The organism is uncultured Roseivirga sp., assembly GCF_963973945.1.
GTDB lineage: Bacteria > Bacteroidota > Bacteroidia > Cytophagales > Cyclobacteriaceae > Roseivirga.
The window spans coordinates 132,131-150,142 of sequence record NZ_CAXBBV010000006.1; the positions used below are offsets into that span (position 1 = coordinate 132,131).

Annotated in this window: 15 protein-coding genes; 9 read left to right on the top strand and 6 right to left on the bottom strand. The window is 40.9% G+C overall.

The annotated features are described in order from the left end of the window. Nucleotides 1-1,506, bottom strand: coding sequence for an ankyrin repeat domain-containing protein (locus AAC026_RS11885; RefSeq protein ID WP_339698257.1), 1,506 nt, complete (start codon nucleotides 1,504-1,506; stop codon nucleotides 1-3). 170 nt (nucleotides 1,507-1,676) lie between these two features. After that, entirely contained in the window at nucleotides 1,677-2,564 is an 888-nt protein-coding gene (locus AAC026_RS11890) for a LysR family transcriptional regulator (protein ID WP_339698259.1), read from the bottom strand. Nucleotides 2,565-2,732: 168 nt separating this feature from the next. Here AAC026_RS11890 and hutH point away from each other — a divergent pair, with 168 nt between their 5' ends. The 4 genes from hutH (at nucleotide 2,733) to hutG (ending at nucleotide 8,263) form a co-directional block, all read left to right on the top strand. Continuing rightward, nucleotides 2,733-4,301 (top strand): histidine ammonia-lyase, encoded by a 1,569-nt coding sequence (hutH, locus tag AAC026_RS11895; protein ID WP_339698262.1) that lies wholly within the window; start codon nucleotides 2,733-2,735, stop codon nucleotides 4,299-4,301. Then, nucleotides 4,279-5,949: a urocanate hydratase gene (gene hutU, locus AAC026_RS11900; RefSeq protein WP_339698265.1), complete on the top strand. Its 1,671-nt coding sequence runs from the start codon at nucleotides 4,279-4,281 to the stop codon at nucleotides 5,947-5,949. The genes hutH and hutU overlap by 23 nt, the downstream gene beginning before the upstream one ends. 100 nt (nucleotides 5,950-6,049) lie before the next feature. Further along, nucleotides 6,050-7,291, top strand: coding sequence for an imidazolonepropionase (gene hutI / locus AAC026_RS11905; protein WP_339698268.1), 1,242 nt, complete (start codon nucleotides 6,050-6,052; stop codon nucleotides 7,289-7,291). 3 nt (nucleotides 7,292-7,294) lie between these two features. Then, a complete protein-coding gene (gene hutG, locus AAC026_RS11910; protein ID WP_339698271.1) occupies nucleotides 7,295-8,263 on the top strand; it encodes a formimidoylglutamase in 969 nt (322 codons plus the stop codon). Nucleotides 8,264-8,267: 4 nt separating this feature from the next. On the opposite strand, the gene AAC026_RS11915 is transcribed toward hutG, so the two are convergent. After that, on the bottom strand, nucleotides 8,268-9,653 hold the full coding sequence (locus AAC026_RS11915; protein WP_339698274.1) for an HTTM domain-containing protein: 1,386 nt from the start codon (nucleotides 9,651-9,653) through the stop codon (nucleotides 8,268-8,270). Nucleotides 9,654-9,799: 146 nt separating this feature from the next. On the opposite strand from AAC026_RS11915, the gene AAC026_RS11920 reads away from it, so the two are divergent. Further along, the gene (locus AAC026_RS11920; protein WP_339606462.1) at nucleotides 9,800-10,705 is read left to right on the top strand and encodes a YihY/virulence factor BrkB family protein; all 906 of its coding nucleotides are present in this window, start codon (nucleotides 9,800-9,802) and stop codon (nucleotides 10,703-10,705) included. 13 nt (nucleotides 10,706-10,718) lie between these two features. On the opposite strand, the gene AAC026_RS11925 is transcribed toward AAC026_RS11920, so the two are convergent. Together AAC026_RS11925 and dxs are read right to left on the bottom strand one after the other, a co-directional pair. Beyond that, nucleotides 10,719-11,492: an alpha/beta hydrolase gene (locus AAC026_RS11925; RefSeq protein ID WP_339698276.1), complete on the bottom strand. Its 774-nt coding sequence runs from the start codon at nucleotides 11,490-11,492 to the stop codon at nucleotides 10,719-10,721. Next, nucleotides 11,479-13,416 (bottom strand): 1-deoxy-D-xylulose-5-phosphate synthase, encoded by a 1,938-nt coding sequence (dxs, locus tag AAC026_RS11930; RefSeq protein WP_339698279.1) that lies wholly within the window; start codon nucleotides 13,414-13,416, stop codon nucleotides 11,479-11,481. The genes AAC026_RS11925 and dxs overlap by 14 nt, the downstream gene beginning before the upstream one ends. 149 nt (nucleotides 13,417-13,565) lie before the next feature. Between dxs and AAC026_RS11935 the strand changes: the two genes are divergently transcribed. Both AAC026_RS11935 and AAC026_RS11940 read left to right on the top strand, forming a co-directional pair. Further along, nucleotides 13,566-14,318 carry a segregation/condensation protein A gene (locus tag AAC026_RS11935; RefSeq protein ID WP_339698282.1) on the top strand — a complete coding sequence of 251 codons (753 nt, stop codon included), beginning with the start codon at nucleotides 13,566-13,568 and terminating at the stop codon, nucleotides 14,316-14,318. Further along, nucleotides 14,318-15,367, top strand: a complete 1,050-nt coding sequence (locus tag AAC026_RS11940) for a lysylphosphatidylglycerol synthase transmembrane domain-containing protein (protein WP_339698286.1) — start codon at nucleotides 14,318-14,320, stop codon at nucleotides 15,365-15,367. Before AAC026_RS11935 ends, AAC026_RS11940 begins: the two co-directional genes overlap by 1 nt. Before the next feature lie 49 nt (nucleotides 15,368-15,416). On the opposite strand, the gene AAC026_RS11945 is transcribed toward AAC026_RS11940, so the two are convergent. Continuing rightward, a complete protein-coding gene (locus AAC026_RS11945) occupies nucleotides 15,417-15,836 on the bottom strand; it encodes a nucleoside-diphosphate kinase (protein WP_339606467.1) in 420 nt (139 codons plus the stop codon). Between the two features lie 195 nt (nucleotides 15,837-16,031). On the opposite strand from AAC026_RS11945, the gene AAC026_RS11950 reads away from it, so the two are divergent. Both AAC026_RS11950 and AAC026_RS11955 read left to right on the top strand, forming a co-directional pair. Next, on the top strand, nucleotides 16,032-17,054 hold the full coding sequence (locus tag AAC026_RS11950) for a bifunctional oligoribonuclease/PAP phosphatase NrnA (RefSeq protein ID WP_339698289.1): 1,023 nt from the start codon (nucleotides 16,032-16,034) through the stop codon (nucleotides 17,052-17,054). A 55-nt stretch (nucleotides 17,055-17,109) separates the two neighbouring features. Next, nucleotides 17,110-18,009, top strand: a complete 900-nt coding sequence (locus tag AAC026_RS11955) for an FKBP-type peptidyl-prolyl cis-trans isomerase (RefSeq protein WP_339698292.1) — start codon at nucleotides 17,110-17,112, stop codon at nucleotides 18,007-18,009. Nucleotides 18,010-18,012 lie beyond the last annotated feature (3 nt).

Genomic DNA, 18,012 nt, shown 5'->3' on the forward strand with positions numbered 1-18,012 from the left:
TTATTTCGCTTTTAAGAATCCTAAATCCACCTTATTGTTGGTTAGCTTTTCGTTTTCCTGAGCTAAATCAAAGGCAGTTTCTTCAAACTCTGTAGTGCTATTTTTATCTGCTCCAATTGAGATTAGATATTTCAAAATCTCGTCATCAGCAGCTTTCATCGCAGCAAGGTGTAGAACGGTTGCTCCTTCATTATTTTTTGCGTTGACATCAACTTTCAAGGCGTTTACCTTTTTCAGTAAACTCAGGTCATTTTTGTCGATTGCTAAATGGAAAAGCGTGCTTTTGTCACCTTGTTTTTGTTTTAGGTCTAAACCTTTTGCACTAAGAGACTTTAGCTTCTGATCAAAATCTTTAACATTGTTGGCTCTATAAGAGCTGATCAAGTACTGACCTAGAGTATTGCCTTTTTCGTCTTTAACTTTTGCATTGGCACCTTTGGAAAGTAAGTAATCTACTACCTCGGCATTATTGCGCATTACCGCCATTGTCAAAGCTGATTGACCTTCTTTATTCACATGGTTAATGTCTTTAGTTCTTTCTGCCAAGAAGGTTACCATTTCTAAGCTGTTTCTGCCTGCCGCATTGATCAAAGGCGTGTTTCCGTTTGAATCCGCATCGTCAGCGTTCAAACCTTTACTTAAGAAGTAATTGTAAACGTCTAGGTTGGTGTTTGAAGCAGCGATTCTGTGTAAAGCAGAAACGCCTTCGTTTGTTTTTACAGCAGGGCTTAAGCCTAAGTTTTCAAGATACTTGAAGTATTCCACCGTGTTTTCTCGGTTACTACTCGCCATCAAGATGGCATTTTCGCCAGTCACTTTATTCTCACTGTATTTTACACCACGGTCAACCAACTCTTCCAAAAGCTCAGTGTTTCCGCTACGGGCTGCATAGTTGAACAAACCGTTTCCATTTTCATCTAGCTCGTTCAAATCAAAACCTCTCAATTGGAAGTAATCCAACATGCCATAATTTGTGAGTCTTGGCGCAAGAATGTGAAGGATGTTTTTTCCTTCAGCTGTCTTCTGGTTTTTTAAATCCACTCCATTGGCTTCAAAGAAATCGTAGATTTCTGGCGATTGTTGACCACCAGCAGCAGCAAACTGAGCTACAGTGTAACCGTGTGAATCGCGAAGATCGGTTTTCGCACCCTGCGTCATAAAGTATTCCATGGCCTCAATATTGGCGCGAGAAGCTGCCCAGAAAATGTAGGTTCTTGAATCGTGCGTTCTCTTGTTTACAGAATTACCTTGTTCAACCAAAAATTGAATTGTGGTCAATGGGTTGTTGTTTAGAATAGCGTAAGTAGTGGCATCAAAACCACCACTATTGGCCTCAAGTACTGAATGACCTTTGGCCATATCGGCTTTAATCGTTTCTAAACTAGGTTGATCGGCCCAATACTTAGATTGGATAAATGGATTGTCGCCTTGCGCTACAGCAAAGTTTAAGCTTGCCATCAACAGCATGGCCAGAGCTAGGGCTTTGAATTTATTAAGGGTTCTCATGGGGTATATTTTATAGTAGAAGAAAGACTCTTTCTTTCATCTGTTCTTATTTAGACTTATTATAAATAGATCGCAAATATAAAGTCCAGATTTGATGAACCAAGGGAGAGAAGCAAGTAAAAACTAAAAATCACTAGTACTAGTGATTGATTGTCAAAATATCTGGGTAATCACTCCCCAAACCACAATTTTTTAGCTTTCCACATGGCGGGGTTACGGTTTTCTTTTTTCCAAATCACAGAAAGGGTTGTGCGTTGAGGAATGTTCTTCAACTCTATAAACTTCACCTTTAAATCAAAACCATATTGTAAGGCGCTTGGGATAATGGCCACACCAAGTCCCCGTTCTACCAATTTGAAAATGGTTTGGGCATGCACTGATTTATGCGATACGGTAGGAGTAAAGCCTTGATCTTCGCAAATACTCATAATCATGTCATAATAAAGTGGGCTGTATTCACTAGAGAACAGGATGAAATGTTCATCTGCCAATTGAGCAATGCTTTTAAATTGCGTTGCGTCCATAGGGTGGTTTTTTGGTAACACTATAGAAAAAGTATCCTCTAATACGGGGTGCTTATGAAAGCCTTCTGGCACTTTTGAGAGCCGAATAAAACCGAAATCAAGCTCGCCCTTCTCCATTTTTTCTACCTGAACCTTATTCGACATTTCTTCCAAACTTACTTTCACTTCGGGCAACTGGGCATTCATTTTTACCATCAGGTCGGGTACTACATTCTGCATGGCCGAACCAATAAATCCTATCTTAATTTCACCCTGTTCACCCAAGTCAATTCTTTTCAATTCCTTTTTAACCCGTTCCAAGTGGTTATTTAAAAAGAGTGTTTCGTGCATTAAATGTTCTCCTGCAGTGGTTAATGTCACTTTGCGTTTGGTACGTTCAAATAACTTTACGTCCAAAACTTCTTCCATTTGGCTGATCTGTCGGCTCAAACCGGGCTGAGAGATAAACAGTTTTTCTGCCGCCTTTCTGTAGTTAAGTTCTTCGGCTACCGCCATAAAATACTTGAGGTGCCGAAATTCTAATTGATAACTCATAGTTATTAACTATTGATAAAAATGGTATTTCTAATTATTAAAAGTAAGACTTACTTTCGTATTAGAAAACAGGTTTCTGATACGCCCCTAAGGATCTCCTATTTACATTGCTCTAAACTACTAGCTATGTAGATTCCTTAGCGGGTTTTTTTATTTTAAACAACATTCATGGGAAGACATATATTCTTGTATGGCGAGGAGCATTTGACAGTAGGCAAAGCTTTGGCCATTTGTGCTGGGGAAATGACGGGAGACTTAAGTGTCGAAACCCGTGCTAATGTGATTAAAAGCCAGCAGACAGTTGAGGAAATTGTAGCCAAGGGAAAGGCAGTTTATGGAATTAATACTGGTTTTGGGCCCCTTTGTACCACCCTTATTTCCGAAGAGAAAACAAGGCTTTTGCAAGAGAATATCCTCAAAAGCCACAGTGTGGGCGTAGGTGAGTCGGTACCAGATGACATCTCAAAACTGATGTTCATTCTTAAAATGAATTCCCTAGCACAAGGTTATTCTGGTATTGCCGAAACTACTTTAGATCGCATCAAATGGCATATCGATAATGATATTATTCCGGTAGTGCCTAGCCAAGGTTCTGTAGGGGCTTCTGGTGATTTGGCTCCATTATCTCACCTCTTTCTTCCCTTAATAGGTTTGGGTGAAGTAATGGAGAATGGCAAAAAGCATGATACACTGAGTGTACTGCAAAAGCATGGGTTGACGCCATTAGAACTAGGCCCGAAAGAAGGTTTGGCACTTATAAACGGTACACAATTTATTTTGGCCTATGCGGTGAAAGTCGTAGACAGGCTTCATAACTGCCTCGACCATGCTGATTTGATTGGCGCGATGATGGTAGAAGCGCTGTTAGGTTCTTCTAAGCCATTCAGACCAGAATTGCATGAATTGCGTCCGTTTAAAGGAAACCAACATGTGGCCGCGAGAATGACTGCTTTACTCAGCGACTCTGCTGTAATGGATTCGCATGCCAACTGCACAAGGGTACAAGACCCTTATTCGTTGCGCTGTATTCCGCAGGTACATGGGGCTTCGCGAAATGCTTGGTTGCATTTGAAAGAGTTAGTTGAAATAGAACTCAATTCAGTTACTGATAATCCTGTGATTTTCGATGTAGATTTGACCATTAGTGGAGGTAATTTCCACGGTCAGCCTTTGGCCATGGCATTAGATTACGCCTGTTTGGCCGCTTCGGAAATCGGTAATATTTCCGACCGAAGGATTTACCTTTCTCTTGAAGGGACTGTAGACAATGTACCGAAGTTGCTGATGAAGGAAACAGGAATTAATTCAGGTTTTATGATTCCTCAGTACACTACAGCGGCTTTGGCAAGTGAGAATAAAGGTTTATGTTTTCCTGCCAGTGCCGATAGTATTCCAACTTCTTTGGGCCAAGAAGACCACGTAAGCATGGGCTCTATTGGGGGAAGAAAGGCTTATCGGGTAATCGAAAATGTAGAAAAAATATTGGGCATCGAACTCCTCTGTGCCGCACAGGCACTTGACTTTCATCGTCCGTTAAAATCGAGTAAAATTATTGGCGAAATGCATGACTTGGTAAGAAAGCAGGTTACGCATGCCACGGTAGACAGGGTTTTCGCCCTAGACATAGAAAAAACAATTAACATGGTGAAGGATGGAGCATTGCTTTCTATTGTTCACCAAGAAGAAAATTATAGGACACTCAAAACTAATCAGCATGAATTATTCGAAGTTTATTGAGCAATACGCCAACCATCCGCATTATAAAGCGCCAACTGGCGATCAGCTTCATGCCAAATCGTGGCAAACTGAAGCGCCTTTGCGTATGCTTTTGAATAATCTAGATGCCGAGGTTGCTGAAGATCCTTCAAAATTGGTGGTATATGGTGGGAACGGCCAAGCAGCGAGAAACCCGGAAGCACTTAAAAAAATTATCGAATGCCTTTTAAAACTGGAAGACGACCAAAGTCTTTTGGTGCAATCAGGAAAGCCAGTGGGAATTATTCCAACGCATCCTCAAGCGCCTCGCGTGCTGATTGCGAATAGCAATTTGGTTCCAGAATGGGCCAATTGGGAGCATTTCAACGAATTGAAAGAACGCGGCCTGATGATGTATGGCCAAATGACGGCTGGAAGCTGGATTTACATCGGAAGCCAAGGAATTCTTCAAGGAACCTATGAAACTTTTGTGGCCTGTGGCATCAAGCATTTTCAAGGGGACTTGAAACATAAGCTGGTGGTGACAGGCGGGTTAGGTGGAATGGGTGGCGCTCAGCCTTTGGCCGCTACTTTAGCCGGAGCCACTTTTTTGGGTGTTGACAAAGACCCTGTTCGAATTAAGAAACGTTTGGACACACGCTACATCGATAAAATGACCGATTCCTATGAAGAAGCGAGAGATTGGGCTTTGGATGCAAAGGAAAAAGGAGAAGCGATTTCCATCGGTTTGGTGGGCGATATTGGTGATGTGCTCGAAAAACTTTTAGCTGATAATGTTATTCCTGAAATTCTTACAGATCAAACTTCTGCCCACGACCCAATCAACGGTTATATTCCTAATGGTTATACTTTGGAAGAAGCGGATCAACTAAGAGCTGAAGATTCTAAAACCTACAAAGCCAAGTCGCTAAAGAGTATGGCAAGGCATGTTGGGTTTATGCTGGAAATGCAGAAACGAGGTTCAATTACCTTTGATTATGGTAACAATTTACGTGAATTTGCGCGTCAGGGTGGAGAGGCAAATGCCTTCGATTTTCCGGGTTTTGTCCCAGCTTATATTCGTCCTTTGTTCTGCGAAGGAAAAGGCCCTTTCCGTTGGGCTGCCCTTTCTGGCGACCCAGAAGATATTTATACCACAGACCAAGCTTTGATGGAAGCATTTCCAGACAATCATCATTTGATCAATTGGCTGAAACAAGCCAGAGAACGTGTCGCCTTCCAAGGTTTGCCATGCAGAATCTGTTGGTTGGGCTTGGGGGAGCGTAAAAAAGCCGGGCTTATTTTCAATGAATTGGTAAGAACAGGCAAAGTAAAAGCGCCAATCGTTATTGGTCGCGATCACTTGGATTGTGGTTCGGTAGCTTCGCCTAACCGCGAAACCGAAGGCATGCTAGACGGTAGTGATGCCGTGTCGGATTGGACATTATTGAACCTGATGGGCAACACCAGTGGAGGCGCTACTTGGGTGTCTTTCCATCACGGTGGAGGTGTTGGAATGGGCTATTCACAACATGCAGGTATGGTGGTTTTGGCCGATGGTACCGAGCGTGCAGAGAAATGTTTGGAGCGTGTGCTTCACATTGATCCTGCAATGGGCGTTATTCGTCATGCAGATGCAGGCTATGATCTAGCTCAAGAAAAGAGTGATGAGTTTGGATTGACGCTTTGATCTCCAGTTTTTGGAGTGATAAAGTTTAATATACTGACTTTTCATCCTGACTCTGAGACTTTGGAGGAAGGAACTAATAAAAGACTATAATAAATTTGGCATGAACACCTACAAACTAATCGGCCCATTTAAGCAGGTTTTACCCATGACGGGCTTGCCTTTAAATGGTGCTTTAAAAGACGAACAACTCAATGTTTTGGAGGGTAAAGTCGGAATTCTTCTGCAAGGAGAAACCATTGCCAAAACTGGAGATTTCGATACACTTTTAAACGAAGCCAAAATTATTGGTGCCGAAGTGGTGGAACTCGATGGCGATTTTGTGGCCTTGCCGGGTTTTATCGATTCACATACCCACATCTGTTCTTCGGGCAGTAGGGCACGAGATTATGCTTTCCGCAATTCAGGAAAGACTTATTTAGAAATGGCTGAGTTGGGCGGTGGCATTTGGTACACCGTTACCCAAACTCGAAATGCTTCGCAAAAAGAATTGGAAGCTGGAATTGCCGAACGTGCCAGTCGCCATTTGTCGGAAGGAGTAACCACGATAGAAACCAAAAGTGGTTATGGACTTACGGTAGAAGAAGAGTTGAAAATGCTCCGCGCCATTCAAGAAGTGAATAAAAAACATGCTGCCGATTTAGTGCCCACTTGCTTGGCGGCCCATATGCATCCAAAGGATTTTAAAGGTTCGAAAACGGAATATTTAGAAGAAATCGATTCAAAATTATTTCCAATTCTGAAGGAAGAAAAGTTGGCGAACCGCATCGATATCTTTGTGGAGTCGGGTGCTTTTTCGCCCCAAGAAGCAAAGCCTTATTTAGAAAGAGCCAAAGCAATGGGCTTTTCCATCACCATTCATGCCGATCAGTTTTCAACTGGAGGAAGCCAATTGGCAGTAGAAGTAGGAGCAGTAAGTGCTGACCATTTAGAAGCCAGCACAGATAAAGAAGTTGAAATATTAGCAAAGAGCAACACGATTGCCACCGCACTCCCTGGGGCTACTTTGGGATTAGGGTGCGCTTATACGCCTGCTCGTAAATTATTGAATGCGGGGGCTTGTTTGGCCATTGCCAGCGATTGGAATCCAGGTTCGGCTCCTATGGGTGATTTGCTCATGCAGGCCGCGGTTTTGGGCACAGTAGAAAAACTATCTAATGCCGAAGTGTTGGCAGGTATTACGGTTCGAGCAGCAGCGGCTTTAGAATTAACAGATCGTGGAACTTTAGCGGAAGGTGCATTGGCCGATTTGGCCATTTTCCCTTGTAATAATTACCAAGAAATTCTTTACCAACAAGGCAAGCTGAAACCTGCAATGGTATTTAAAAGAGGTCATAAAGTCTGAGCTATGAACGCAGTAAAACCCGCAGACCTGTCGCTTTGGAAAGGGCGAAAAGATGAAAACCTTGGACGGCCTAACTACTGGTATGAAATGGTGAAAGCGTCCTCGCTAGAGGAAATAAAGCCTTCTGCCAATAAGCAATTGGCCATTTTAGGCTATGCTGTGGATGAAGGGGTAAAGCGAAATCAGGGAAGGGTTGGAGCGATTGATGGACCAGATGCCATCCGTAAAATGCTGGCCATTCTTCCAAACCATTTTCAGCAACCGACTGATATTCTGGATTTTGGAAATGTAGTCTGCGCTGACGAAGATTTAGACGCAACGCACGGCCATTTAAGCATGGCTGTAAGCCAGTTGTTGAACCAAGATGCATTCCCTATTTTACTAGGTGGAGGCCATGACATTGCTTATGCGCATTATACCGGAGTTCGTAAGTTTTTAGATGGGCAGGGGAAAAACCAAACCATCGGAATTATCAATCTCGATGCACATTTCGACCTAAGAAATAATAAAAACGGGAATACTTCTGGAACGCCTTTTTTTCAAATCTCACAAGATTGTAAGGCCAAAAATCAGGCATTCGAATATTGCTGTTTAGGTATTCAAAGGTCTGCGAATACGCAAACGCTTTTCAGTACGGCCGATGAATTAGGAGTTACTTATTTAGATAATACGGAATATACCACAGAACATTGGGGCGAAGTAAAAAGCTGCTTGAATGACTTTTTGCAAAAGGTAAATCAGGTCTATTTGACAATCGACTTGGATGGTTTTTCATCGGCTTATGCGCCCGGAGTAAGTGCCCCTTCACCAATGGGCTTTGCACCTGATATTGTGCTCAAAACACTTGATGTATTGATTGAATCTCAAAAACTAATCAGTGTAGATTTAGCTGAATTGAGTCCAAAGTATGACCAAGATAACGCTACTGCAAGACTGGCGGCTAGGTTGGTGCATTATCTGGTTTCGCGTTAACGACTTATCGCTGATTTTCTAAAGGAACTTCCAAGGGTAGAATCCATTTAGCGTTACTGAAAAATGGTTTTTCCTGCGCTGCTAAATCTACATTTGGATCGATAATGTACTGGTAGGCTCTTCCGTTAAGCGAAGCCAAAGCTTGTGCGTAAACTTCAACATCTACCCCCATTCGGCCATACTCTTCTTTCAAAAACTTAGCAAACTTCCAGATCATTTGTGGGTTTCCGTCCATTTTTCGTTCCTGCCAATCTTGTAAGTAACCTTCAATGTTGACTTCAATGAGTTCATCGGTAGCCTTGTTTTTCACCATAAACTCGGTTCTCCCATCTTTGCTTCTCAACTTCATGTGCCAAGCATATTTATGGCCTTCTTCCGTCCAGTGAACATTTCCTTTAATAAGTAAATGGCGCATAGGTAGAAAAACCTGAATAGCGAAGAAAATTCCCAACCCGTATAAAACTGCTTTCTGGTATTTTGGGTTAGGGTTGAAGTTATTAGTTTCCTGAGTTTTATCGCCTTTGAAAACGATTTTCTGAATAAGTTTTCTTGGCCAATTGGGGCTAAAGTATAAGCTTGTAGCGGCAATCATAAACCAAGGAAAAATGCCGATCTCGAATAGTTCTACATTCATTAAATGGAAGAGACAAATGGCAATGAAGCCAATTACTCGGGTGCGTTTGAATAGTAAAACTGGAACAACTGCTAAGTCTAGTAGCAGGCCAGAATACGACATAATCATGACCATCCAGTGCTCTGTAAAGTACTGCCCTATGACTGGGAAATTCTGGTCGCCTAAAAGCCAATCTTTGAGTGGATAGCCCCTAAGCCAGTCAGCGTTAATCTTGGCAATACCCCCAAAGAAGTACGGAATGCCCACTGTAAACCGAATTAACCATAGATTCCAACTGGCATTGTAGGGGCTTTTTATATCCTTAAATATTTTAGAATCAATAGAAAAGCTACGGTGGGCTGGAATAAAAATGAGAATAAAACTGACGATAATGACCAAATAGAAATGGTTGAGGTAACGTGCCTGCTCTAAAAGAAAAGTATAAGTGAAGAGTAAGAAGAACAGAACGGTGCTTATTCTATAAAGAAAGCCTATGGTGATGAAAATGGCCAATGCACCCAAAACATACCAAAGTATATACATTCCATTTTCAGACAATGGACTTAGGTTGAATGGTGTATAAGCAAAATTGAAATAGGGAGTGACCCAATAGCGCTCAATCCAGTGGTATTTGAAATAGCGAGTGACTTCCCAAAACATAATAACCCCAAACATTATTCTGAATAGGATAATAGATGCATTGTCAATGGGAGCGAAAAGGCTTTTTAGTTTCCCTTTCTCAAGTATTTCAGATATTTCCCCTTTTTGAATTTGCATGGAATGAAAAAAGGATGCCCACCGTGGGTCAAACCTAATTATGTTCTGGAGCTCAAAAATACAGAAGCTTTTCTAATTCACCCATTTGCTTATGGCTTTCTAACATTATGGGCTCCCATGTGTTTCTATAACATATCTGATTTTTTATGATGAGTGTAAAAACATGGTGGAAATTACTGAAGCAGGCGTTTAAAGGATGGAACGAAGACGAAGCCTTTCGTCAAAGTGCAATTGTGGCGTATTACTCAATTTTTTCTCTTCCGGGGCTATTGATTTTGCTGATCTCCATTGGAGGTGCTGTGTATGGTCAGGAGGCTGTTCAAGGCCGTTTGGTAAATGAAATTTCGGGTATGATTGGCTATGATGCCGCACAAAGTGTTGAAAACATGATTGCCAGTTCGTATAGAAGTGATTCGGGTTTTATTATGCGTGGGGTCGGGATTGCCATTTTGTTGTTTGGTGCTACAACAGTTTTCTTTCAATTACAGAAATCGCTTAATAATATTTGGAGGGTAGAGCAGAAGCCTAATAGCGGTATTAAGCGCCTCATTTTTGACCGAGCATATTCGTTGGGGCTTATTCTTGCCATTGGTTTTTTACTGCTTATATCTTTGGTAATCTCAGCTGTATTGGCCGCCATTAGTGAGTGGATGAGCCGCCAGTTTCCAGACTATTTACTTGTACTGGTAAATGTGCTGGACTTTGCCATTACACTGGGAATGGCCACCATACTTTTCGCTTTGGTGTTTAAGGTGTTGCCCGATGTAAGCGTAAACTGGAAAAGCGTATGGTCTGGTGCTTTTTTTACAGCCATACTATTTCTTATTGGCAAATTTGTTTTAAGCTTTTACTTCGGCCAAGCCGAACCAGCTTCATCGTATGGGGCGGCAGGAAGTATTGTACTGATCATGCTTTGGATTAATTATACATGTCTGATTATGTTCTTTGGAGCCGAGTTTACCCAAGCTTTTGCTGAACACAAAGGCTATAGATTTAAGCCAGCGGAACACGCTAGATGGAAAGCAAAATATGATAAAGTGGAAGAAAAATAATGAGATAAAAGACTCAGACCACTTTCAATAAGTAATCCTGAATCATTTGAATCGTTTCCGTTGGACGCTCATGCATGGCCATATGAGCTGTTTCTGGTAAAATGTAACCATCAACATTCGCTCGTTCTTCAATATGTTTTTCGGCCATTTCTAATGGAACACGACTGTCGTTGGCCCCACCAACAAATAAAGTTTGAAACGGAAAGCTCTTCCAAAGTTTAAATCTGTCTTTTCGGATCTTCATGGCCAAGGTGTAGGCAATAATGGTGTTTAAGGGACTTTGTAAGCCGATTGACGTGGCCAAAGCGATTTCCTCCTTTAGTTCTTCTTTTCGTTTTGAATAAAAAAGAGAAGGAATAAAAGGCTCAATGAACTTTGAAACTGGATGCTTTTTCAGAAATAGAATGGACTTGTTTCTTCTGTGTTTCGCTTCTTCATCATCGGCCATGGCGGTCGAATTGAATAAGCCCAGTCCTTGAATAAGGTTAGGGTGTCTTTCAGCCAAAGCCAAGGCCACATATCCACCCAATGAATGACCAATTACCACGCATTTTTCTACCTTGATTTCAGACATAAAATCAGCCAATTCATCAGCGATTTCTTCTAAAGTAATGTCTTTGTTGGGTAATAAAGATTCGCCAAAACCGGGTAAATCTGGGCAAATGATTTGATATTGCTCTGTTAGCTTATTTGCATAGGGAAACCACATGGATTTGTTTTCACAAAATCCGTGAAGTAGAATAACTGGAAAACCTTCGCTTTGAATTGTTGCCTTAATTGTTGGCATGAAGTGATTTAGCAAGCTTTACACCCATCAGTTCACGCACAGCATTGGCAATTCCTGCTTCGTCAAAATTACATTCTGTATGAAGTTGCTCTTGCGTTCCGTGTTCTATAATAGCATCAGGAATACCCAAACGTTTGATTTGCGCACTGTAGTTGTTGTCGGCCATGAATTCTAAGATAGCACTACCAAAACCACCCATTATACAGCCGTCTTCAACAGTGACTACCTTCTTGAAGTTTCTGAAAATGTCGTGAAGTAATTCTTCGTCCAAAGGTTTTACAAAACGCATGTCGTAATGCGCTGGTGCCAAACCTTCTTTGCTCAACATCTCTCTGACTGTAGTTACATAATTGCCGATATGGCCAATGGTAAGCACAGCCACATCTTTTCCATCAGCTACTTTTCTACCTGTACCAATGGTTACTTTCTCCATTTGAGTGCGCCACTCAGGCATTACGCCTTGGCCTCTTGGGTAACGAATAGTAAAAGCTTCGCCTTCTCGTGGAAGTTGGGAAGTGTACATTAGGTTTCTCAATTCTGCCTCATTCATTGGGGCAGCAATGATCATATTCGGGATACAGCGCATGTAGGCAATATCATAAGCGCCATGGTGCGTTGGCCCATCGGCACCAGCAAAACCAGCCCTGTCTAAACAAAAGTTTACTGGCAAACTCTGGATGCAAACATCGTGAACCACTTGGTCATAGGCACGCTGCATAAACGTACTGTAAATATTGCAGAAAGGAATGAGCCCTTGAGTGGCCAATCCAGCTGAAAAAGTTACTGCATGTTGCTCGGCAATTCCTACATCGAAAGCCCTGTCTGGCATGGCTTTCATCATAATATTCATGGAAGAACCAGAAGGCATGGCAGGTGTAATGCCCATGATTTTATCATTCTTTTCAGCCAGTTCTACCAAAGTGTGGCCGAAAACATCTTGGTATTTAGGTGCTTCTGGTTTGTCTTTTACTTTTTTGAATACTTCACCTGTTACTTTGTCAAACTTGCCTGGGGCATGCCATGTAGTGGCATTTCCCTCTTCTGCAGGTTTGTAGCCTTTGCCTTTTACGGTTACGCAATGAAGGATTTTCGGACCTGGAATTTTCATCAGGTCTGTCATTACGCTAGTCAGGTGGTGAACATCATGACCATCAACTGGGCCAAAATAGCGGAGATTGAGCGACTCAAAAAGATTGCTTTGTTTCAAAAGCATAGTCTTCATTGAGTTTTCAACCTTAGAAATAATCTCTTGTGCGCTTTTTCCGAATTTAGAGAACTTACTTAGGAGTCTCCAAACATCATCTTTTACCTTATTGTAAGTTTGAGATGTAGTGACATCCGTTAAGTAATCTTTCAATGCCCCAACATTCGGGTCGATGGACATGCAGTTATCATTAAGGATAATAAGCAAGTTGCTATTGGAAACCCCAGCGTGGTTCATTGCTTCAAATGCAAGACCTCCAGTCATGGCGCCATCACCAATTACGGCAATATGGTGGCGATCATCTTTTTTGTATTGGTTGGCCATGGCCATACCCAAAGCGGCAGAAATAGAAGTAGATGAATGACCTACTCCAAAAGCATCATATTCACTTTCTTTTCTTTTTGGGAAACCCGAAAGGCCTTTATAAATCCGGTTTGACTGAAAAGAATCTCTTCTTCCTGTTAATATTTTATGTCCGTATGCTTGGTGTCCAACATCCCAAATTAGCTGATCGGTTGGTGTGTTAAATACATAGTGAAGCGCTACTGTAAGCTCTACTACCCCTAGTGAAGCACCAAAATGGCCTCCGTAAACAGATACGTTGTCAACTATAAATTGTCTTAATTCATCACAAACCTGAACTAGGTCTGCCTGGTCTAATTTTTTAAGATCATCAGGTGAATCAATTTTACTAAGCAGCTTTCCCGGTTGTATCAGCATTTGATTTTTGACTAAATGAATTGAGAACTTAAATACGCACGAATTGTTTGAGCCGGATTTTTTGAAGCAACAAAATTAGAAAATATTTTGAGTTAGTCGGCTTCATTCTGCTAATCCTTATATATTTGATTCATAACAATTAAGAATCTTTGAGTTTCGAAATCAAACTTCCTCTATTCGAAGGCCCATTCGACCTTTTGCTCTTCTTTATTCAAAGGGATGAGTTGGATATTAATGACATCCCGATCAACAAGATAACCAAAGATTTTTTGGATTACCTCCATCACCTAGAACAAATGAATGTGGAGGTAGCGAGTGAGTTTATTTTGGTTGCGGCTACTTTAATGCGAATTAAAGTGAAGATGCTTTTACCAAGACCTGTTTTAGATGAAGAAGGTAATGAACTGGATCCAAGAGATGAGTTAGTACGTCACCTACTTGAATACAAAAAATATAAATCTGTGGTTGAAAGTCTTGCACAGATGGAGACTGATAGAATGCAGATGGAATCGCGCGGAAATGTTTTGCGCGAACTGAAGAAGCTAGCGGAAGGAGGTAATGTTGAGTCTGAAATGCAGGATTTGGACTTGTATAAGCTGCTCAAGGTTTTTCAAAAAGTGATAAGTCGCTATGAGGTAGAACAGAATAAGCCAAAGCATGAGGTGATTCAATATCCTTATACTATTTCTTCGCAGAGGGACTTTATAATGACCAAGCTTAGTCAAACTCCGCGAATGTCATTTATTGAGCTTATTCAGTTAGAACCAAACAAAATTGCCGTGATTTTTAATTTCCTTTCCATCTTGGACCTTCTTCAAATGAGAGAAATTACCATGCATTTAGGCGAAGGCTTTAACAATTTCTGGATTGAAAAAATAGAAGGGGAATTTGTAGAACAATAATGGAAGTAGATTCTAAAAAAGCGCTTCGTACCCTGAACCCCAGAAGCGTTTGGCTTCCAGTAATTATAGGTTTGGCAATTGTTACATTCATCGCCTTTCGTGATGATAAGATTAATGAAGAGTCTTTGCAGTCCATGCTGCGCATTTCAATTTTGGCCATAGTTCTGGCTTTCCTTTTTTTGATTTCTAAAGACCTATTAAATACAGCCAGAGTAAAACTTGTTGGAAATGGTGCCTTTGGTATTAAAGAAGCCTTACGGATAGTTTTTCTTTGGGAGTTTGCTATTGCTGTTGTGCCGCCCATTATTGGTCCCGTTGCTGTGGTCATTTATATCATTCATAAACATGGAGTAGATGTAGGGCGAGCTTTGGCTTACGCTCTGCTTTTGGCTATGATGGATAACATCTTTTTTCTGACCGCTTCTCCTATTGCCTTACTCTTAACCAATGGTGCTGCCTTGCCGCAGTCCGAATTGATTCAAAATGAATTGGGAGGAAGCTTGTCTTACTTTTTTTACCTCAGCTATGGACTAATTGCTTTTTATATATCATTTAAAATTTCAGCCTTATTGCTTTTTCCTTCTGCCGTAAAAAACCTACTACAGAGGTTGGCGCAATTGCCTTTCTTAAAAAAGTGGGGAGCTCGTTTATCGAATAGGGCGGACGAGCTTTATGAGGTATCGAAAGAGCTACGAGGTAAAACGATTAGCTTTTGGCTAAATCTAGTTGGCCTTACCTATGCCCTTTGGATTGTTAAGTTAGGAGTCTTGAATATGCTTGTGGTAGGCTTTGTTCCGATCAGTTTAAACGAACATTTAACGCTTCTTAGCCGGCACCTCATTATGTGGTTGGTGATGCTTGTTTCTCCCACACCTGGCAGCGCAGGAACAGCAGAGTATATTTTTCCAGCCTTTTTCGAAGATTTTTTAGGCGAATATACCTTTGTCGCTAGTTTGATTTGGCGCCTGATCAGTTTTTATCCCTACTTAATCATAGGTGCTTTAATTTTGCCTGGTTGGATAAAAAAGTTGGTAGGAAAGAATAAATAAAGAAAGCGGCTCAGTGGCCGCTTTCTTATTTTTAGCGAGGTGTTTACCCTTAGAATCTTTCGAATTGAGAGAAGAAGAAACTTCCTTCAATTGCTGCGTTCTCATCAGAATCTGAACCATGTACTGCATTGGCAGAAATTGATGTTGCATATTTCTTTCTGATAGTACCTTCTTCTGCATCCGCAGGATTAGTAGCACCAATTAGTTTCCTGAAGTCTGCCACAGCATTGTCTTTTTCAAGAATTGCCGCTACGATTGGTCCAGAAGACATGTATTCGCAAAGCTCACCATAGAAAGGTCTTTCACTGTGTACTTCGTAAAACTTGCCTGCGATATCAGCGCTCAATTTCACATATTTCATTGCTACGATTTTGAAGCCAGCTTCTTCAATCATATTCAAAATTCCACCAATGTTGCCTGCTTCTACAGCGTCAGGCTTAACCATTGTAAACGTTCTGTTTGTTGCCATTCTAATTATAAGCTTGTTGTATTTTCTTAATTTGGCTGCAAAAATAGAAGATTAATTCGGATGCTCTAACCTGATTATGAATATTTTAACTTATTTAACGATAGGTTAATCACTGTTAAAATCATTGTTTTAGAAGCTTATTCTTATCAACTTTGTCGGCTGACTGGTATACTGCTTTGGCAGTATTTGTTGTTAATGGGAGACATAGAATCGTTAATTAAACAGCTGAATACCCCAAATAAAATTGTGATCACTACGCATCACAAACCCGATGCCGATGCTTTGGGTTCATCTTTGGGTATGGCTAACTATCTTATTAAGAAAGGCCACAACGTTAAAGTAATCACCCCAAGTGATTACCCAGGATTCCTAAATTGGATGAAAGGGAACGATGACGTTTTGGTTTATACCGATAAGAATTCTGATCAAGTACAAACCTTTATTGATGAGGCTGATACTATTATCACGCTCGATTTTTCTGTGTTACACAGAATTAATGAAATGGGTGAAATGGTTAGAAATGCCAAAGCCTTCAAAGTAAACGTAGATCACCACTTGGAGCCAGAAGACTTTGCAGACTACAGACTCTGGAATGCCAAGGCGGCATCAACTTGTGAACTCTGTTTTGAGTTAATTGTGATGCTGGGCGATAAAGCTTTGATTGATAAGGATATTGCAGAATGCCTTTATGCAGGAATAATGACCGATACTGGAGGTTTCCGTCATCCCAATACAACACAAAATGTTCATGAAGTGGTAGCTGAATTGATTGGTATTGGTGCGGATAACGCCAAAATAGCCAAGGAAATTTATGACACTAACTCACTCAACAGACTTAAGTTTTTGGGCTTTGCTTTAAGTCAAAAACTTGAAGTACTTCCAGAGTTCCATACTGCTTACTTTGCCATTACAAATGACGAACTGAATCAGTTTGAATCTAAAACTGGAGATACAGAAGGCTTAGTGAACTACGCGCTTTCTCTTGAGGGAATTGTTTTGGCAGTTTTATTCAAAGACAGTGGCGATGGTATAAAAATGTCATTTCGTTCTATTGGAGAGTTTCCGGCTAACGAAATAGCTTCTAAGTATTTTAATGGAGGTGGGCATCGAAATGCGGCAGGTGGAAAAACGGAAGGAACATTAGAAGAAACAGTAGATAAATTCAAGTCTGTTTTGATAGATTACAAACCTTTATTAGATAGCGAAAAGAATAATTAACCAAGTAATTGCCCTTGATTGTGGCACCGATTATAGAATACTAGATATGAATCAGATGAAAAAATACATTGTGGTGATGATTGCCCTGCTTGGAATCTCCAGCTGTGAAAAAGAGGTTAAGTTTATTGAGTCAGAGCCAGGTGTGGAGTACAGATTAGTGGACGAAAGGGGAGGAAAAAAATTAGGCCCAAATCAAGCCATGATGTTAGACCTAAATAGTGTGTACAAAGATTCTGTTGTAATGAATATCAAACCCATTGGTGGATTTATTGTCAATCCAACTAAAGGAGTTCCTCCAATGTTGGGTAAAATACTCGAGTCTTTGGGGGAAGGAGATAGTGCTCAAATTAAGTTTAATTTAGAAACTTATTCACAGTTGATGGGAACCCCTAATATTCCAAATTTAGATACTGCAGAGTCTTTTTTTATTAACATTAGAGTACAAGAAATTAATGATGAGTCTTTTTTTGTTGAGCGTATTGAAGCTGAAATGGAAAAAGCCGTTGTTGTACAAGCAGAAAAAGATAAGGGTATTATTGAGGAATATTTAGCTGAAAATAACTTGAAGGCCGAAAGAACTGAGGAAGGTCTTTATTATATAGTGAAAGAAGAAGGGACTGGAGCCAAGCCAAAGGTAGGCCAAACAGTCTCGGTGGATTATATAGCTCAATTGTTAGATGGGACTTATATTGATACTAGCCATAAAACCGTTGCAGAAGAGAACAAAATATATAATCCGCAAAGAGAGCCATACGAACCATACTCTTTTCCATTAGGGCAGCGTGCAGTAATTGAAGGCTGGGATGTTGGTATTTCATTGTTGAATAAGGGAGGCTCTGCCACTTTTTTTGTTCCTTCAAAATTGGCTTATGGACCAGAGCCTAGGCCGGGTAGTCCTATTCCTCCGAATGGGATTTTAATGTTTGAGCTGAAGTTAGTGGATGTTAAGAATTAGAAG

Bases quoted from the DNA above. Each gene is read 5' to 3' on its own strand.
- AAC026_RS11940 (WP_339698286.1), top strand. From the start codon at position 14,318: ATGGAAGTAGATTCTAAAAAAGCGCTTCGTACCCTGAACCCCAGAAGC.
- hutI (WP_339698268.1), top strand. From the start codon at position 6,050: ATGAACACCTACAAACTAATCGGCCCATTTAAGCAGGTTTTACCCATG.
- hutU (WP_339698265.1), top strand. From the start codon at position 4,279: ATGAATTATTCGAAGTTTATTGAGCAATACGCCAACCATCCGCATTAT.
- AAC026_RS11925 (WP_339698276.1), bottom strand. From the start codon at position 11,492: ATGCCAACAATTAAGGCAACAATTCAAAGCGAAGGTTTTCCAGTTATT.
- hutH (WP_339698262.1), top strand. From the start codon at position 2,733: ATGGGAAGACATATATTCTTGTATGGCGAGGAGCATTTGACAGTAGGC.
- AAC026_RS11885 (WP_339698257.1), bottom strand. From the start codon at position 1,506: ATGAGAACCCTTAATAAATTCAAAGCCCTAGCTCTGGCCATGCTGTTG.
- dxs (WP_339698279.1), bottom strand. From the start codon at position 13,416: ATGCTGATACAACCGGGAAAGCTGCTTAGTAAAATTGATTCACCTGAT.
- hutG (WP_339698271.1), top strand. From the start codon at position 7,295: ATGAACGCAGTAAAACCCGCAGACCTGTCGCTTTGGAAAGGGCGAAAA.
- AAC026_RS11890 (WP_339698259.1), bottom strand. From the start codon at position 2,564: ATGAGTTATCAATTAGAATTTCGGCACCTCAAGTATTTTATGGCGGTA.
- AAC026_RS11950 (WP_339698289.1), top strand. From the start codon at position 16,032: ATGGGAGACATAGAATCGTTAATTAAACAGCTGAATACCCCAAATAAA.
- AAC026_RS11945 (WP_339606467.1), bottom strand. From the start codon at position 15,836: ATGGCAACAAACAGAACGTTTACAATGGTTAAGCCTGACGCTGTAGAA.
- AAC026_RS11915 (WP_339698274.1), bottom strand. From the start codon at position 9,653: ATGCAAATTCAAAAAGGGGAAATATCTGAAATACTTGAGAAAGGGAAA.
- AAC026_RS11955 (WP_339698292.1), top strand. From the start codon at position 17,110: ATGAAAAAATACATTGTGGTGATGATTGCCCTGCTTGGAATCTCCAGC.
- AAC026_RS11920 (WP_339606462.1), top strand. From the start codon at position 9,800: ATGATGAGTGTAAAAACATGGTGGAAATTACTGAAGCAGGCGTTTAAA.